Source organism: Phormidesmis priestleyi ULC007 (genome assembly GCF_001895925.1).
GTDB classification, from domain to species: domain Bacteria; phylum Cyanobacteriota; class Cyanobacteriia; order Leptolyngbyales; family Leptolyngbyaceae; genus Phormidesmis_A; species Phormidesmis_A priestleyi_A.
Genome location: NZ_MPPI01000004.1, coordinates 165,788 through 183,306, shown reverse-complemented (window position 1 = coordinate 183,306; position 17,519 = coordinate 165,788). Strand labels below are relative to the sequence as shown.

17 protein-coding genes are annotated in these 17,519 nt (G+C 49.6%); 5 read left to right on the top strand and 12 right to left on the bottom strand.

The window, feature by feature from the left end; all coding sequences use genetic code 11:
• Nucleotides 1–51 precede the first annotated feature (51 nt).
• From BRW63_RS05780 to BRW63_RS05750, 6 genes are all read right to left on the bottom strand, one after another.
• Nucleotides 52–378: a protease inhibitor I42 family protein gene (locus BRW63_RS05780; protein WP_073069959.1), complete on the bottom strand. Its 327-nt coding sequence runs from the start codon at nucleotides 376–378 to the stop codon at nucleotides 52–54.
• 228 nt (nucleotides 379–606) lie between these two features.
• Nucleotides 607–1,044 carry a hypothetical protein gene (locus BRW63_RS05775; protein ID WP_073069958.1) on the bottom strand — a complete coding sequence of 146 codons (438 nt, stop codon included), beginning with the start codon at nucleotides 1,042–1,044 and terminating at the stop codon, nucleotides 607–609.
• Between the two features lie 84 nt (nucleotides 1,045–1,128).
• Nucleotides 1,129–2,217 (bottom strand): C1 family peptidase, encoded by a 1,089-nt coding sequence (locus BRW63_RS05770; RefSeq protein WP_073069957.1) that lies wholly within the window; start codon nucleotides 2,215–2,217, stop codon nucleotides 1,129–1,131.
• 214 nt (nucleotides 2,218–2,431) lie between these two features.
• Nucleotides 2,432–4,114, bottom strand: coding sequence for a dihydroxy-acid dehydratase (ilvD, locus tag BRW63_RS05765; protein WP_073069956.1), 1,683 nt, complete (start codon nucleotides 4,112–4,114; stop codon nucleotides 2,432–2,434).
• Between the two features lie 96 nt (nucleotides 4,115–4,210).
• A complete protein-coding gene (locus BRW63_RS05760; protein WP_073069955.1) occupies nucleotides 4,211–4,972 on the bottom strand; it encodes an HAD-IIB family hydrolase in 762 nt (253 codons plus the stop codon).
• 618 nt (nucleotides 4,973–5,590) lie between these two features.
• Nucleotides 5,591–6,247 (bottom strand): helix-turn-helix transcriptional regulator, encoded by a 657-nt coding sequence (locus BRW63_RS05750; protein ID WP_073069953.1) that lies wholly within the window; start codon nucleotides 6,245–6,247, stop codon nucleotides 5,591–5,593.
• A gap of 286 nt (nucleotides 6,248–6,533) precedes the next feature.
• Here BRW63_RS05750 and BRW63_RS05745 point away from each other — a divergent pair, with 286 nt between their 5' ends.
• Complete coding sequence (locus BRW63_RS05745) at nucleotides 6,534–7,094, top strand: 3'-5' exonuclease (protein WP_223257298.1); 561 nt, start codon at nucleotides 6,534–6,536, stop codon at nucleotides 7,092–7,094.
• On the opposite strand, the gene BRW63_RS05740 is transcribed toward BRW63_RS05745, so the two are convergent.
• From BRW63_RS05740 to BRW63_RS05725, 4 genes are all read right to left on the bottom strand, one after another.
• Complete coding sequence (locus tag BRW63_RS05740; RefSeq protein ID WP_073069951.1) at nucleotides 6,983–8,251, bottom strand: glycosyltransferase; 1,269 nt, start codon at nucleotides 8,249–8,251, stop codon at nucleotides 6,983–6,985. The two genes, BRW63_RS05745 and BRW63_RS05740, sit on opposite strands and share 112 nt — an antisense overlap.
• Nucleotides 8,252–8,484: 233 nt before the next feature.
• The gene (locus tag BRW63_RS05735; protein WP_073069950.1) at nucleotides 8,485–9,102 is read right to left on the bottom strand and encodes a class I SAM-dependent DNA methyltransferase; all 618 of its coding nucleotides are present in this window, start codon (nucleotides 9,100–9,102) and stop codon (nucleotides 8,485–8,487) included.
• Nucleotides 9,099–9,803 carry a PIG-L deacetylase family protein gene (locus BRW63_RS05730; RefSeq protein WP_223257297.1) on the bottom strand — a complete coding sequence of 235 codons (705 nt, stop codon included), beginning with the start codon at nucleotides 9,801–9,803 and terminating at the stop codon, nucleotides 9,099–9,101. The genes BRW63_RS05735 and BRW63_RS05730 overlap by 4 nt, the downstream gene beginning before the upstream one ends.
• A 34-nt stretch (nucleotides 9,804–9,837) precedes the next feature.
• Nucleotides 9,838–11,049, bottom strand: a complete 1,212-nt coding sequence (locus BRW63_RS05725) for an acyl-CoA dehydrogenase family protein (RefSeq protein ID WP_073069948.1) — start codon at nucleotides 11,047–11,049, stop codon at nucleotides 9,838–9,840.
• A 217-nt stretch (nucleotides 11,050–11,266) separates the two neighbouring features.
• Here BRW63_RS05725 and BRW63_RS05720 point away from each other — a divergent pair, with 217 nt between their 5' ends.
• Entirely contained in the window at nucleotides 11,267–11,716 is a 450-nt protein-coding gene (locus BRW63_RS05720) for a DoxX family protein (RefSeq protein WP_073069947.1), read from the top strand.
• Nucleotides 11,717–11,800: 84 nt separating this feature from the next.
• Here BRW63_RS05720 and BRW63_RS05715 read toward each other — a convergent pair whose 3' ends face one another.
• Complete coding sequence (locus tag BRW63_RS05715; protein WP_223257296.1) at nucleotides 11,801–13,405, bottom strand: CPBP family intramembrane glutamic endopeptidase; 1,605 nt, start codon at nucleotides 13,403–13,405, stop codon at nucleotides 11,801–11,803.
• A gap of 22 nt (nucleotides 13,406–13,427) precedes the next feature.
• Here BRW63_RS05715 and BRW63_RS05710 point away from each other — a divergent pair, with 22 nt between their 5' ends.
• Both BRW63_RS05710 and BRW63_RS05705 read left to right on the top strand, forming a co-directional pair.
• The gene (locus BRW63_RS05710) at nucleotides 13,428–14,777 is read left to right on the top strand and encodes a histidine phosphatase family protein (protein ID WP_073069946.1); all 1,350 of its coding nucleotides are present in this window, start codon (nucleotides 13,428–13,430) and stop codon (nucleotides 14,775–14,777) included.
• 11 nt (nucleotides 14,778–14,788) lie between these two features.
• Nucleotides 14,789–16,033, top strand: coding sequence for a dihydroorotase (locus tag BRW63_RS05705; RefSeq protein ID WP_073069945.1), 1,245 nt, complete (start codon nucleotides 14,789–14,791; stop codon nucleotides 16,031–16,033).
• Nucleotides 16,034–16,059: 26 nt separating this feature from the next.
• Here BRW63_RS05705 and lepB read toward each other — a convergent pair whose 3' ends face one another.
• The gene (gene lepB, locus BRW63_RS05700) at nucleotides 16,060–16,653 is read right to left on the bottom strand and encodes a signal peptidase I (RefSeq protein ID WP_073069944.1); all 594 of its coding nucleotides are present in this window, start codon (nucleotides 16,651–16,653) and stop codon (nucleotides 16,060–16,062) included.
• Between the two features lie 541 nt (nucleotides 16,654–17,194).
• Between lepB and BRW63_RS05695 the strand changes: the two genes are divergently transcribed.
• Entirely contained in the window at nucleotides 17,195–17,458 is a 264-nt protein-coding gene (locus tag BRW63_RS05695) for a hypothetical protein (protein ID WP_073069943.1), read from the top strand.
• Nucleotides 17,459–17,519 lie beyond the last annotated feature (61 nt).

Below are 17,519 nucleotides of genomic sequence, written 5' to 3'. Positions count from 1 at the left end.
GTGACGGTCAATCCATAACGCCGTAGCCCTCAGCGTCAAGGAATTTCAACCCTAATCAGCCACCTGAAGCGTCAGGGTAAAGCGCTCAATGACTGACCGATCGCCTTCCCAGTCACGCCAATGTTTGAGGCTGAGGGTGGTTTTTCCTAGTTTCTCTGCTTTCAAGGTTAGAAGGCGCTGTCCGCCTGCCCCAGGTGCGTTGCTCTGCGGGCCGACAAACTGCGATCGTTGCAGGCTCACGCTATCGTTCTCTAAGCTCGGCTCAGACCAGCGATAGCCCGTCGTCGGATTTTCGGCTAGTTGGATCGTGATCGTATCGCCTCGCTTCAGGGCGATCGTTTTACCAGAATCGGCAAGGGAGAGTGTATGCTGCGACATGTTACTAAGATGATTGAAAGGACGGGAAAATGACCAAACTGGACGGGACGATCGAGGCAGAAGATATGTCTGTGGTGTCGCTAAATTGAATGCTGAAATCAATAGAACTGGAAACATAAAAAAGCCCTTTATAAATGCTTAAGGTCTAGATAAGCTTAAAGACTAAAATACTGTAGAGATGTTCCAGTCAACATTTCTACAGTATAGGTTTAGTCAAAATCGAAAACGCTACCAGACATAAAGCGTAGAAACCTTGTTGTCTGCTTCTTCATAATATTGAACTGGCTTACCTAACGCTTTTGCATGGGCTGCGATCACGTTGAAGGCTACGATCGCCGAATCAGAATTGTCAGCAAATTTACGCCAGCCAACCTGATCAACATACATATAAGCGTTGCGAGTAGCGCTATTCATCCACAGTCCAACGACTTTCTTATCAGATTGCCAAGCCGTGTTGCCTTGCGCGATCGCCCCTGCAACAGGTGGCTCAAACGTCGGTCGTTCTTCGCGCACTCCAGCTTGTTTCTTAGCTTGAGTAGGCGGTTCTTGAGTCGGGTAGTCTTCCATTTTTGTGACCTCAGCAGTAGGGGGAAAGGGTTGTGCGATCGTTTGGCAAGGCAGGCACACTTGATTGGGCGCACCCAATTGATCAGCAGAATCAGTCATGATCTAATCGTTCCTTAACGTCTAAAAAAAGCGTTGTACGAATTGCGAGTGCAGATGAGACCAATCTCATCCTTCATCTCTTCTCTACCAGGCATAAACTTCTTTAATCACGCCATTCTCTTGGTAGAGACTGACGGCATGATCTGCTGCCTTGGACGCTCCAAGCTGAATCAGCATGTCGAGGTTTGCTTGATCGCTGGCATCGGAGAGTCTTCTCCAGCCGATGCCTTCGCTGACATAGACGTAGGCATTGCGATCGGCGTTGTTCGTCCACAGTCCGAGAATCTTCACGTTTGACAGCCAGCCTGTTTCGACGATGCCATCCACAGCAAACATACTAGAGTCGATGCCACACTGACCGTAAGCGATGCGGAAAAAGCCGCTTTCGCCCCAGTTGGCACTCCAGCTATTTTTGGCGATCCAATAGCCTTCGGTGTCGTTGTAGCCGACGATCGACACACAATGCCCACCGACAACATCACCCGCAACATGCCGATAGATGCCGTTTGCATAGGAATAGAAATCGTTGTAGACCGTGAAGCAAGCTGCCAACGCGCCTCGGTTTGCCAGCCAATCTTTCATGTCGGCGGTCGATTTAATTTCGTGCCAACCGCTGATCTTGACAGCGCTGCTTTGCCAATTGGTAGCAAGATTACTGCAATTTTGATCGCCTGCGGTGTAAGGATAAGACGCTTCGAGTGCTAACCCAGTTTTGGCAGAATCCATCGCTGGGGCAACCCACCAACCGTTGCCACAGTTGCGACTTTGACTGCGAGCATAGCAGTAGAATAGCTGGGCTTCCGACAGGTCGATCGCGAGTGCAGGATTGTTGCGAATGCGGCGCATCGTTGCTTCGATCGTGGCCACCGTCCCAAACGATACACAGGAACCACAGCCCCCTTGATCTTTAACTGGCGTGACAAAGCCGCCTGTCCGCAGATCGAAGCTGGCGGGATAGGCAGTAATTTCGCCTTTGAACCGTGCCGATTTGAAGACTTCTTGATTAATTTTGGCAATCTGTTCTTGTTCTTCAAAGGTCGGTTCATTGGGTCCAGAAACGTAACCGAGGCGCAGTCTTTTTTGGTCATCAGACAACCGCGTCATGCTGGTTTCGCCTGCTTGCCACGAGGCACCAGATAATTCGATCGCAGCTTGTAATTTGATAGAGTCCATTTTAGTTTCCTAAGAGGTAAGCAGTGAACGGGAAAGGAATCCCCCATCAAAGACGGAACATTAGGCTTTTCTCGTCTTGATGCTGCTATCTTAAAAAGCTGACACTCAGGTAGGCAGTACCCAGACGGGTAACTTTTCTGTAAAAAATAATGGAATTAAAAAAGCGATCGCTGCTTCAGGAACGATCGCTTTTTTAATGTGAACCTTGAAGAAACTACAGTTCTTTGTCGGTGACTGCCCCAAAACTACTAGAGGACACTAGCTTGGCATATTTGGCAAGAACGCCTCTCGTGTATCGAGGTGCGGGAGGTTTCCAAGCGGCGCGACGACGGTCTAATTCGTCATCAGAGACATTGAGTTGCAAAAGACGGGCTGGAGCATCGATCGTGATCGAGTCGCCTTCTTGCACTAGCGCGATCGTGCCGCCGACATATGCCTCTGGCGCAACATGACCGACGACCATGCCATAAGTGCCGCCCGAAAAGCGCCCATCGGTGATTAACCCGACTGAATCGCCCAACCCTGCGCCAATGATTGCCGAAGTCGGAGCCAACATTTCTCTCATTCCGGGTCCGCCTTTGGGGCCTTCATAGCGGATCACTAGCACATCGCCAGCGCTAACTTTCTTCGCCAAAATTGCATCTAGACAGGCTTCTTCAGATTCAAAGACTCGTGCAGATCCGGTAATTTGCGCTTTTTTGATGCCCGTAATTTTGGCGACGGCTCCTTCAGTTGCCAGATTGCCCTTAAGAATCGCTAAGTGTCCTTGAGCATACATCGGGTTGTCCCACGGGCGAATCACATCCTGGTCGAGGCGTGGCTGATCGGGAATGTCTTTCAGCAATTCTGCAATGGTCTGTCCGGTGATGGTGAGCGCGTCTTCATGGATCAAACCATGCACTAACAGCATTTTCATCACTTGAGGAATGCCGCCTGCTTTGTGCAAATCGGTTGCCACATAGCGACCAGAAGGTTTGAGATCGCACAGAACCGGGACGCGGGCACGAATCGTTTCAAAGTCATCGATCGTCAACTCAACCCCCGCCGTGTGCGCGATCGCCAAAAAGTGCAGCACCGCGTTAGTCGAACCGCCCACCGCCATGATTACGGCGATCGCGTTCTCGATCGACTTGCGCGTGATGATATGACGCGGCAAAATCTGGTTGCGAATCGCCTCGACCAAGACTGCCGCCGATTTTTCAGCGCTGTCTGCTTTTTCAGCATCTTCAGCCGCCATCGTCGAGGAATACATCAAGCTCATGCCCATCGCCTCGATCGCGGAAGACATCGTATTCGCTGTGTACATCCCCCCACAAGAACCCGCACCCGGACAGGCTTTGCGCTCGACCGCTAATAATTGATCTTCGCTAATTTTTCCGGCGCTATATTCGCCCACCGCCTCAAATGAGCTAATCACGGTGAGATCTTTGCCGTCCAAATGTCCGGGCTTGATCGTGCCACCATAGACAAAAATCGCCGGAATATTGATCCGAGCCATTGCAATCAAGGCTCCGGGCAGATTTTTATCGCAGCCGCCGATCGCGATCACGCCATCCATGCTTTGACCCATGCAAGCAGTCTCGATCGAGTCAGCAATCACCTCGCGCGACACCAGGGAATATTTCATGCCCTCGGTGCCCATCGAAATGCCGTCACTGATCGTAATCGTGCCAAACATTTGCGGCATTGCGCCTGCTGCCCGAATCCCTGCTTCGGCGCGTTTTGCCAGTAGGTCGATGCCCATGTTGCAGGGCGTAATCGTGCTGTATCCGTTAGCGACTCCGACGATCGGTTTGGTGAAGTCACTGTCTCCAAACCCAACGGCGCGAAGCATGGCACGGTTGGGCGATCGCTGCACTCCCTGCGTTACAACTTGGCTTTTAAGATTGTCCGGCATTCTCTGTTCTCACTGACGAATCGGCTAGTTTATTGTTAATCCAGAGTGCTATTTTAGAACGTCACAGAAGGCAACGGAGAAAGTATTTCAGGAATGTCATTCATTGTGGACGATCGCGTTAACCAATTCACAAAATCCCTCTCCTTCTGATGCCGTCGTGACATAAGTGGGTTTGTGTAAAAGCCGATCGGCATAATTCAAGCTATTTGCAACCCCGATCGAGTTTGGAAATAAACGAGCATCAAACAAACTCTCATCATTTGGACTGTCGCCTACCGTGAGAATTTGTTCAGACGAGTAGTGGGGAAAATAATCGGTTAGAACTTTCAACAACCCGGCTGCTTTATTCTGCTGAAGGGGCTTAATGTGACACTGCACCGTGCTGTAGGTGAAACTCCAGCCCCAAGATTGGCAGAGTTGCGCGATCGTGTCTAACGCTTCTAAGCTCAATCCCTCAACATCAAACGTCCAATCGGTCAACCGAAAACGATTATCGCTCGATTCTCGAATTTGAGGAAACTCAGTCTTTAAACGCTCAAACGAGTCGGCTAACTTGTGCCGATGTTGGTTGAGATCAGCGATCGGAGTCAGCAAAATTTCTGATTCACCCAGGTAAAACAAACCGCCATTTTCTGCGATCGCGCCCACCACAGGCAAGTAATGCGCCAAACCATTCACCCAACCTGCTGATCGTCCCGTTATGATCACAATTTGAATGCCGCTTGTGGTCAGAGTTTCAAAGGCTTTTAGGAGATTAGGTGTAAATTTTTCAGCGATCGTCAGCGTCCCGTCCATGTCGGTTGCCACTAATCGGATATCGTGCAAAGTGTCGGCTTGAGCGATCGGTATAAAAGACATGAGTTGGGGTAAAAATGAAAGGATCAACTATCAAAAAGTATGTATGAATAATGCGATATGCAACTTCTCTCAAATGTTTGGGAATGCAACCCTCACCCTAGCCCTCTCCCCAAGGAGAGGGAACCGGAGATCGATTGAGAGGACCTCTCCTGCGGGCTACCGTGTATTCACAAATTGCTTTAAGTTCGGATTGCTGGGGGTTTGCCCCCTAAATCCCCCATTCTGGGGGACTTTGACCCCAGACTTTCAGTTTCAAAGGCCCCCAATTTTGGGAGATTTAGGGGCTGAAGCCGCTCACAACGAAGCGAAATGACTGATGTATACACGGTAGCTCCTGCGGGAGAGGGGTTTGGGGTGAGGGTTCTTAGTTGCACATCGGTATGAATATGAAAATTCGTTCTGCAAATCAATCTGATATTCCTGGCATTCTACGGCGATCGATTCAATTTTGGCGGAACGTGAACGAGTTGAGCCAGAAGCAGAACTGAGTTCAGAAATGGTAGCTCGTCTTCAGGAACAAATTCGTAATCAAGCATGAGTCACAGTTCGGACAACAAAAGCTACCTACTAAGATTTTAGATATTTGATAGGTAGCTTCAGTCGGTTTTTGATTTGAACTTAAACCGTTTCTGCTAGTTGTTTGTTCAGAGTTTCGAGATCAATTTCGTATTGTTGAAATAGTTCGCTCAGAATAGTCTTGTCTATCTCAGCCAGACGAACTAAACCCCACAAAAGATGCTCAGTTCCAATGGACTTCTTACCCTGAAGCCGAACAACTTGCAAGGCAAGCTCGATAACAAACTTACTCTGTGGGCTAAACCTTGAATTCCCACGAGATTCAAAAGAATGTTCATTAGTTTCAATATTCAGTGTCACACCATTGGCTCGAAGTAACCGCGTAGAGGTTGTGGTTGGATCAGCCAACAAGCCAGCAAGTAGATGTTCTGGCTCAACTTGCGATCGGGCTGCCTCATTGTCTGCAAACTTGATCGCATTGATCGCCTTCTCAGTAAACCGCTCAAAACCAAACTCGAAACCAAGGAAGTTTGTGAATCGTTCAACAAGTGTTTGCATAGAATTCTTTGCCTCGTGGGTGAAAACGTCTTCAAGTGCGACATTGAACAGACTGGCAATTTTGAAAGCCATATCCAGGCTGGGATCAAACTTGCCAGATTCAAAGCCATTGACCGCCTGACGGCTGACTCCTAATTCCCTAGCAAGGTCAGATTGTGACCACTGGTGCAATTGTCGAAGTTCTTTCAGTCGGTTTTTCACGGCTTTGTCTGTTCGTCGTCAAGTATTACTTTACATCTTCGCGAAACGAGGTGTCAAGTGATGCTTGACAAAGACTGTTTATGGTAACGTTTGGAGTAGTTGGAAATCCTGCCCCAAATGCGGTATGACTCCTTGCATCGGAAGATTTGTGTATATATGGGTGGTTCGCTGTTGATCGCGAATCAGGTAAAGTTCAAATCATGGATGAAATTTTTGCAATACTCCCAGCCGATTGGTTAGAGTGGGTGATTGTATTTAGCTATTTGTCGTTTATGCTTTTTATCGTATGGCGCGTGTTAAGCAGCAAATGAAACCATTTGTGGCATTAGATTTTGAGACGGCTGATCACGGGCGAGATAGTGCTTGCTCGATCGGGCTAATTCGCGTAGAAAATAATCAAATTGTCAAACGGGTTCATGCGCTGATTCGTCCGCCTCGCCAGGCTTTCAGGTTTACTCACATTCACGGCATTCACTGGCGCGATGTTGCCGAGCAGCCAAACTTTGGCGAGTTGTGGGAGACGCTGAGTGCCTTAATTCAAGGGGTTGACTTTATTGCGGCTCATAATGCTAGCTTCGATCGCGGGGTGCTTTACGCCTGCTGTGATGCCTATGGCATTTCTCACCCGGCTCAACCCTTTGTCTGCACAGTGCAGCTTGCTCGTAAAACCTGGCAGATTTACCCCACTAAACTGCCTGATGTTTGTGATCGGCTGGAGATTGATCTGTTGCACCATCATGCGCTCTCAGATGCAGAAGCTTGTGCGCGAATTGTGATCGCAGCGAATTCAGAATTTAGACTTGCGCCTGCTGATCTTAACGGCGCTAAACACAAACGCAATTCTTGAATCGCCTGTCTGATCTCGATCGAGTCCCAGCATTTTGACCAAACGCCTTCTGCTTGCTGACGTTGCTCCACTCGTTCAAACAGCAATCCAAAAGTTTGTGGCTGAGATAGTTCTTGCATTAACCACTGCGTTGAGACTTTCAAGGCGCCAGCGATTAACTCAACCGACTTCAACGCGGGCTGATAGCCGTTGAGAATCTGTAACCAAAGATTTCGCAACTGTTGACGAGCGCGGAGCCGAGTTACGATCGCCCCTACTGATTCGACCAAAAACGGCTGTTGCCCCATCGTAGTCCATTCACTCAGTTGATTAGCGAGTCCCATTTGAGTACGCCCGGTCTGTCTTGCCGATGTCACCACCCGGACGATCGGGCTATGACGGAACCGAGCATTCACCCGCAGCAGAGCTTGGTAGAGTGCCACATCTTCGGGCGATCGCACGAGTGGCAGCCCTCCCGCTTGAGCATAGATCTCGGCGGTGACTGCTAGACTTGCTCCATAATTTTGATAGTGACGCGGAGACGGATTATGCGGGTCAGGGTCGAGATAGCTTTCTAATTCTGCAATTAGCGATCGGTAGCCCACTTCACGCAGGTGACAGGCTCTCGCATGGGCACTCAGACGGGCAAGACCTGAAGGATCAAGCACAATTCTTCCGCCGACGGCATCGGCACCCTGAGCGATCTCGTGCAAGGTTGCGGCGATCCAAGTGGGGCTAACCTGAGAGTCGCCATCGGTGGAGGCAATCACGCCGCGTTTGTGCCCTAACTCGCTGAGACGGCGATAGGCTTCATTCATCAACATTTGTCGCACTCGACCGATATGCGCCTCGGCGATCGGCAGTGTCTTTTCGACAATGTGCAGATTTAAGTCGGGATGCGCGGCGGCAAACTGATGGGCGATCGTCACAGAACGATCGCTACAGTTATTCGCCAACAGAATGATCTCGTAGCGATCTAGATCTAGACGTTTAGCGTTTAAGTCGATTTGATTCGCTAATGCCGCTAGCGTTGTTTCTAGCGTTGCCGCTTCGTTGCGAACTGGGACAATCACACAAACCTCGCAATCAGCAGCGATCGCAGTCTGAACCAGGGGCTGAGAGAAATCGTCAGATGCCGAAACCGATGGACTAGTGATGTGCAAACGGTTACTTTGCATCACGATCTGTGCTCCATCTCCTAAAAAATGAGTGAGCTATGTTCATTAAAACTTGAGACATTCAAAACTCTTGTTAACAGGACTTACGCATTTGACCAAAACCTCGGAGGTTTAAGCCACTCTGTCGGTCACGATGCTTGATTCTTAGTTAAAACCTCCGAGGTTTGCGTAAGCCTTGTTAAGATAATTGTGCAGAGTTTGCGTTTGATTTAAATCTGTCTTGTGAAAGATAATCAGATTGACGAAGGACTGTTTAGCGATCGAACTCGCTCAAACAAATCAAGCCGATATTGTTCTTCGCGCCGCGCTGCTAAATGTCGAAGATGCGTGGGTGACAATTCAAGAAACGCATCATGCACTTCATCGCCGCTTAACGGATAGTCTTTTGCGTAGAGCGTCCAATGCACCAAAAGCAGATGTCCTCCTGGCTGCAAGCGATCGAGAAGACCCTGCTGCGCCGATCGCAAATCATCCCAACTCCAGTAATAACCGACTTCTGAAACGAGAATTAGGTCAAACGTTCGATCGGGAAACTGCTCAGGTACTCGCATAATTTGAAAGTCAACGTGAGGCAACTGCTGACAGCGCTGAATTGCCTGATTTTGTGCAAGTTGGGATACGTCGATCGACAACAAAGCATCACAGTGAGCGGCTAACAATTGGGTTAAGACTCCGATCGAGCCGCCAATTTCTAAAGCTGACTGATATCGTGGTTGGGGAAGTGCCGCGATCGTAGCCGCATATTTAGCTGCCTCATAGTCGCTGGTTTCAAACTTCCACGGGTCGGGATCAGCCCGATAAAGATCATCAAAATAGCTGGGCGGCAGCGAATTTGGCTGAAGTGGATTCATTTTATCTCCTCAAAATAGACTTCCCAGGGGCGCGTAAAGTTTGCCAACATTTCAGGGGTCAACCGAAAGCCTTCGGGGTCGTCATCAATCAAATCAGTGATCTGCGATCGATAAGCGGCGATCGCGCGTTGCTTGAGCGACACGACTGCTTTGATATCCAGTCGCCAACCTGTGATCTGAGCAGAATTGGGCAAACTGACGCTCTGCTCTGAGTCCCAATCCCAAATTGGATATTCAATTAGGCGAGGGGTAAATCGCAGATAAGTAATTGCGCTGTGAACGAGTTGCCAAGTCGCACGATGGTCTGGGTGCGGATCATGCCGCCAAGGCAGAAAGATCGTTTTGGGCGCGATCGCTTTTAGATAAGCCCCACATTCTGCCTGATGTTGCGCTAGGGTCGCCAAAGTCGAAACTGCACCATCTGGCAACCGCAAAAAAGTGACAGCGGACTGATCGACTCCCAGCGTGGTCAGAGCATCCAGCGTTTCTTGCTGACGCAACTGCTGCAAAACGGGAGCTGGATATTTGCGCGATCGTGGATGAGACTGAGTGCCATCACTGATCACCAGCACCGACACCGGGCAATTGTGTAAACGCAGCAACGCGATCGCGCCGCCACAGCCCAGCGTTTCATCATCGGGGTGAGGCGCGACTACCAAGACTGGCTCTTGCGAAGTCAACGATCGAAACGGCAGTCTCATTGAATTGTTAACCAGGGATGCACCAACCGCTTGTTTAAGCATAAGACCACAAACGTTCAGCAGCAGTCTGTTGAGTCAACACGTAGTGTCCGACGTTTGCAAAAGCGGCATCAAAGGCAGGTTGGCGCAAATATAGCGTTAAATCTCGAATGATCCGCTCGATCGGAGTGGGTGGCAGTAAGCCGCGCGTTCCTACCGATCGCTCACAGGCTTGAATCACCTCCATGCAAATTTGCTCGATCGCTGATCGCACCATATTGGCGTAAGCTACCAGTTGCTCGGCTTGCGGGTGGGGCACGATCGGAGAACCCGCAAAAATAGGCGCGTAGGCAGCGACAAACTCTGCGGCACCCTTGAGCCAGAGATTGCCACTTTCTAGGGCGATCGCGATTTTCCCCAGCCGTTCTGCTTGATACGGGTCTTGAGTGCGCCCCAAACCCTGTAAAAATTTGCGGGTTTCATCAAACAGCGCTTCGGCTCCTCCTAGCTGCACCGCCGCAAAGCGAATTACACCTACTGATAACCAGGGCTGTCGATAATAATCATCGGGCTGACCAATCAAAGCACTCGCCTCTAACTCAACACCGCTAAAATCGACTTTATAACTGGCGGTTGCGCGCATTCCTGACGGTTGCCACCAAGACGGATCGCTGACTGTCACCACTTGATCCATGGGCACGATGCACATTTGCCAGCGACCATCGGGCAACGTGCCGTTGACAAAAGGACGATCGACATAACCCGATCCAGAGGCAAAGGTTTTACAGCCTTCTAGCCGATAGTGCCCAGTTTCAAGCGGAATTATTTTTACGCCATCGTTGGCTTCAGCGTTCCAAACTCCAAAGATTTTGTGACGATCGCGGGCATCGCTGGCATAGGCTTCAACCTGAGCCTGAGTCCCAAAGGTTTGAATCAGTTGTAGGGCGTTGACGTGTCCTTCAAAAATTCGCCCGATGGCTAGATTTCCGTGCCCAAACTGCTTGAGAATTTGCAGTAGTTTGCGGGTCGCACTGGCCTCAATGCCTAAACCGTGTCCACCTAATCGCCGATCGAGCGGTGCTGATAACAAACCTGCTGCGGCAATTTGCTCAAACTCTCGACCCGGAAACGCACCTACTTGATCAATTTTGGCAGCATTTTCGGTTGCATAATCGGCAATTTCAGTCGATCGTATCAAGAGTTCAGAAATGGACAAAGGGTGAGGCTGAGTCTCTAATAAAAGTTGAGCGCTATTAACTACTTTCACTGCCAGTTTGTTTATTTAATTATTATGACGATATTGAAACGAAGTGACAATAAACACCTCTATCTAGAGGTTGAGCATTCTCAACAAGATTGAACACTCCTGATGATGGATGCAACAAACCTGCCGAAAGCTAGAGGATTTTTTTTGTGTCGATCATTAGAGTTATCCCGATTGAGCAAGTCCGACTTGCCTTTCAGGAACGTATTTTTGATAATTTATGACTTTAAGCGCTGCTTCTAATCGACGCAAAGAAATTCTACGAGTGGTTCTCTCAGTTTCAATCATCTTTGTGGGAATCACTCATTTTGTAGTGCCGATTCCGTTTGTTCGCATTGTGCCGCCACAGCTTCCTAATCCACTCGCGCTAGTGTATATTAGCGGCTTCTTTGAGATTCTTGGCGGTATTGGTTTACTCATTCCAGCAGTGAGTGTGGCAGCGGCTTGGGGATTGATCACGCTATTCGTGGCGGTGTTTCCTGCCAACATTAATATGGCGGTTAACCAGATCGCGATCGAGGGCGTTCCTGATCAGCCAATTTTATATTGGGTTAGACTTCCGTTTCAAGCTGTATTGATTGCTTGGGCATGGTGGTATACCAAACATCCAGAGCAACAACCTGGGTTTGAGCGCGTGATGATGTTGACGAAATCGTGGGCAAGTCGCTAATTCTTTTTAGCCTTGGGTTATGAGAGAAAGCAACGAACAAGAAGCCGAAGTTTTACGGAAATTAGCGGTTTGGGCTATAAAAACTTACGAACTTCCGCTTCCTAGAATAAAGAGACTCAGCAACGTGCCGCTATTCCACAGGCTATGCAGCAGCATCGAGGCGAGAAGATTTTGAGTGCGGGTGTAAACAAATCCCAAAACGATGCCCAACGTCATCAGCGGGATGACTTCTGAGAGACTCAGGTGAACTACTGCAAACAGAAAGCTACTCAGTAGAATGGCTTGCCAAGTCGAGCAATAGCGAGTCAGCGAGGGCAGCAAAAATCCTCTAAAAAAGATTTCTTCAAAGAACGGAGCCGCGATCGCCGCCGTGACAAAAAAGATCAAGATCGCGAGGCTGTCTTTGCCTTCAAGAGCGATCGGTAAAATTGGATTGCTGCCCCCACCGCCCTGCCAGATTTGCTGATTGACCAGCGACACCACAATCACGAGCGGAAAGGCCGCTAGATATCCGCCTAAGCCCCACCAAAACCATTTGCCTTTGAGCGTGATGTGAAACCATTTATCAGGCAATGGCAAGAATGATTTGATCGACAGATATAAAACACTCAATCCCCCGGCTGCCAACAATGCATAAGTGACCAGATAGTAAGTGGCTTTTGCCCGTTCGCCCAGGGTCGCGGGATTAACTTTGAGCGTTGCCAACGTCGATTGACTGACGATCGGTAACAAAATCTGTCCCACAAAGAAGAAGCCAACCACTAACACTTGCCAAATGATTTCACCATTCCAGGGCACCGACCACTTAACGCCATTGGTGCCTGATAAGAGAGCGTGTTCACCCTTCACCGCCCATTGCCCCAATAGGAAAATTAGGAGGACTACTCCAGAGAAAACTGCGATCGCTGGAATCGCGTTCGCAGTTGCCCAGCGAATAAATGCCTGCTTTGAGGTTTGCTGTTCTGTAGTTTGAAGCTGATCGAGTGCATCCGATCGCTGCTGCAACTGATAAAGCTGAGTCAACGCCCGATAGCGAAACCACCCGTCTAGATTTTTATTAATCTGCGGCTCTGCATTGGGTAACAGCAGCGGCGGCTGGCTCCACAAACCCGACAAAACCTGTGCAGTGATTGCTGTAGGATTAGAGCGCGCTTTGATCGCAGCCCAGGTTTTGAGCGCTTCAGGCACCTGTCCTTGCTGAGTTTGTAAAAGTCCAACTCGCAGTTCTAATTCTTTTAGCAGCGACTTCTGCTTGAGCAGTTGATTGGTAGCCATGACAGAATCGCCCACGACAGGCGTTTTCAACTGAAATTTCTCTAACTTCCCTTCGGCACTAGCAATATCTTTTTGCGCCGTTTTTTGCGCCTTTTGATAGCTTTCTAGCGCTGACTTGACCGGGTTATCAACCGGGAGAGGCTTACGGGCATCGGGCGAATCGCCCTTCCACTCAGAGGCTTGCAGCAGCAAATCGGTCTCATAGAGTTCTAAGCGGCTACTAAACTGGGGCTGACTCCAGCTATTGACCAAATCTCCGATCACGAAGACGATCGCCAAAATCGTCAGTGCGCCCAAAACCAACCGCTTCAACGTCATCATTTCCCCCAGTCTATTTGCATCGGTGCTTTCATGGTCAAACTTAGCAGAATTGGTGATGAGAACGCTGGACAGGGTAAAATCTTCCTGACTCAATTTACTGGATGGAGGATTCCCTTTGACTACTCGCGTTATCATCGTGCGTCACGGCGAGAGCAGCTACAACGTTGAGCAGAAAGTGCAAGGACACTGTGATCTGTCGCGGCTAACTGCCAAAGGAGAATCGATGGCGGTGCAGGTCGCCACTGCTCTAAAAGGAATTTCTCTTGATGCGGTTTATAGCAGTCCGTTAAGTCGGGCAAAGCGCACCGCAGATCTAATTCTGGCTAATTCTGATCACGCTCCTCAACTGCAAACCAGCGAAGACTTGAGAGAAATTAATCTGCCGCTCTGGGAAGGGTTGCTGTTTAACGAAGTCGAGGAGAAGTATCCCGATGAGTATCGCGATTGGAGAACGCAGCCTCATTTGCTGACGATGAGCCTCTCAGATGAAAACGGCGCTGTGGATTTTCTGCCCGTTCCGGCGATCTATGAGCAAGCTCGTCAATTTTGGCAAACCACGCTGCCCAACCATGCAGGACAGACGATTTTAATCGTGGCTCACAGTGGCATTAATCGGGCGTTGATTAACACTGCGATCGGACTTCAGCCCGAAGATTATCAGCGCTTTCACATCTCAAACTGCGGCATCAGCATTCTCAATTTCTCCGGTGAGTTTGGGCAACCCGTGCAGATCGAGTCGTTGAATATCACGTCTCATTTGGGCGAAACGTTGCCCCGCCGCAAGTCAAAAAGTCAGGGACTCCGGCTATTGTTGGTGCGGCATGGTGAAACCGAGTGGAATCGGCAAGGACGCTTTCAGGGACAGATTGACGTGCCTTTAAATGAGAATGGACGATCGCAAGCTGCTCAAGCGGGTGAATTCCTCAAATCGGTGCAGATTGATCAGGCAATCAGTAGCTCAATGCTGCGTCCCAAAGAAACCGCAGAAGTTATTCTTCAGCATCATCCTGACCTTGAGCTAAACCTGCGAGACGACCTGAGAGAAATTAGTCACGGCTTATGGGAAGGCAAGTTTGAAGCCGAAATCGAGCAATCGTATCCAGGATTATTGCACCAGTGGCAGCAGCACCCCGAAACCGTGCAGATGCCCGAAGGCGAAAATTTGCAAGACGTGTGGAATCGGGCGATCGCAGGTTGGCAAGCCATCATCAACGCGGCGGCAACTCGCCCAGCTAACGAACCCTACACGATTTTGGTCGTTGCCCACGATGCCGTTAACAAAGCGATTCTCTGTCACGTCGCTGGCTTGGGTGCCGAGTCTTTCTGGAACTTTAAGCAAGGCAACGGAGCCGTCAGCGTGATTGATTACCCGCAAGGAGTCGAGGCGGCTCCTTTAATGCAAGCGATGAACATCACGACGCACTTGGGAGGCGTTTTAGACAAAACCGCAGCCGGGGCACTTTAACGGATGCTGTTATGACGATCGAACTGCTCCAACAAGTCCGTCTCCTAGATGCTGTCGAAACCGTCGATCGGGTCGTTGATGTCCTAATCGAAGATGGCTTGATTCAGGCGATCGAGCCTCAAATCGATGAGGTTCCACCCGATGCCCAGATTTACACGTCTCAAGGCTTAGTCTTGGGATCAGGACTGGTTGACCTCTACAGCCATTCTGGAGAACCTGGATTTGAAGAACGGGAAACTTTAGAATCGCTTGGTCAAGCGGCGATCGCGGGTGGTTTCACACGGTTGAATATTCTCCCCGATACGGAGCCTACGATCGACAATCCTGCCACCGTCAACTGGTTTAAAACTCAAAACTCAAAACTCTCGTGTTGGGGTGCTTTAACGCTCGGTGTGAAAGGTCAACAAATGACCGAATTGTCAGAATTGGCAGAGTCAGGAGTCGTAGGCTTTGCCGATGGACAGCCGATCGCCAATCTCGCTCTAATGAGGCGATTATTAGAATATCTTCAGCCATTGCAAAAACCTGTAGCGCTGTGGGCATGTGACCGATCGCTCGTCGGCAATGGTGTGGTCAGAGAGGGCGTTGAGTCTATCCGGTTTGGCTTACCTGGCAATCCGGCAATGTCAGAAACGACTGCACTATCGGCTCTCTTGGAATGTGTGGAAGAAATCGGGACACCCGTTCACCTGATGCGAATCTCGACAGCGCGGAGTGTGGAATTGGTTCGAGCCGCGAAAGCACGAGGTTTACCGATTACTGCCAGCGTGACGTGGATGCACCTTTTATTAAGCACAAAATCGATCGAGCATTATGATCCCAATCTGCGACTAGAACCCCCTTTAGGCAATCAAGTCGATCAAGTAGCGCTGAGAAAAGCCGTTAAGGAAGGGGTAATTGACGCGATCGCCATCGATCACACGCCCTACACCTACGAAGAAAAAACTCTTGCCTTCTCAGAAGCCCCACCCGGCGCGATCGGGCTAGAACTCGCACTACCCTTGCTGTGGCAAACTCTGGTAGACACGCAACAGTGGTCAGCGTTGGAGCTATGGCGCAGTCTTAGCACCCGTCCTGCTGCGTGTTTGGGGCAAAAGATGGAGGCGATCGTCCCCGGTCAACCTGCCGAACTGACGTTATTCGATCCGCAGTTGTCGTGGAGTGTAAACGGTCAGAGTTTAAAGTCTCGATCGCGCAACACCCCTTGGCTGGGCAAGCCATTAGTCGGGCGAGTCATTCGCACTTGGTGCCCTTAGAAAAAGGTCAGACAATAAGCTGAAGCCTACTTTTTGTCGTAACTCGGTTCTGGGGTAATTTCTCCAACCCGATTGGGAGGCCAAAACCGCACAATGGCACGGCCAATAATCTTCTCGCGAGGCACAAAGCCCCAATAGTGGCTGTCATAGCTGTTGTTGCGGTTGTCACCCAAGACCAGATAAGAGCCAGGGGGAACGGTCTGCGGGCCCCATTGATATTGAGGATCTTCTTCGATGTAATTTTCTCTCAACGCCTGATCGTTGACATAAACGCGCCCACCTTTGACCTCTACTTTATCGCCCGGTAGCCCAATCACTCGCTTGATAAACGCATCGTGAAAGTTTTGCTTCTCTAAAGTGCTGGTCGGCGAAAAGACGACAATATCGCCCCGTTGAGGCGTATTAAACCGATAGCTCAGTTTGTCTACGATTAAGCGATCGTTGATTTGCAGCGTCGGCAGCATTGAGCCAGACGGGATGTAGCGGGCTTCTGCCACAAATTGACGAATGCCGATGGCTAAAATTGCACTGAGTCCAATAGTTTTGAGTCCCTCAAACCAGGGGTTCTCATCCTTTTGCTGGGGTTTGTTATTGGGTGCCGGGTTCTCTGCGCGATTCATAAGGGTTTTAAGTGCAAAGTCAAAACAGGGGCTAGATAAGGCAACAGGTGCCCATCTAGTCTATTCATTGACATTCCCACCTTTCAAGAGAGTGGGATTCTTGGATCTGCGAAAGACTGTAAAATTCACTATCCTTGCGGCAATCCTTAAACCTTTCGACCGTGCGATAGCACCAATTGACGGGTCTAACTTAGTGAATCCCAGAGAGTCTATCTCCCCAAGCGTAGTTTGATGTTTGGGCGTGCCCCGCCCTACATTTTCGGTCTAAATTTATCGGTTCTCTGGTGCTGGGATGTTATTTTTTAATCCCTGGCTGTTTTAAGAGGTTTCGCCGCTCTTTGCCCAATTCTTTACGCCTGAAAGTGTGTCTTAACCGTTTCACGATGGCGAGGGAGTTTAACCTTGGCGACTACATACTAGCATTCACTTTAAGACTCTGTGACTTGACCCAGCTAGAAAGCTCTGACTGATGACAGACTTCTAATTGTGACCTATGCGTTACATTACGTTATATAAGTTCACAGTAGAAAGACGTTTAGCTATGATTCCTGACTTAATGGAGGAAACCCGCAACTATTGGCATCAGTTAGATGAGCTAGAAGCGGCTTATCAACGAGGTGAGGTCTCGATCGCTGAGGTCAACGCCAGAGTTAAAGAATTGATGACGGATCTGGGTCGATCGCGGCGTGAGTCTCTGACCTATTTCTGGAGCGGAATTTGTCGCCTGTGGAATGATCAGCGAGACGCGATCGTCGGCGTTGCTGGGTTGGGCGTTTTAACTTATGGTTGGCTCCTTGTTCGCTGATCGTTTTTTGATGGGTAGGTGGTTGTTGGGCACGATCGGGCGGTGGTGAGAGGGCACGGCA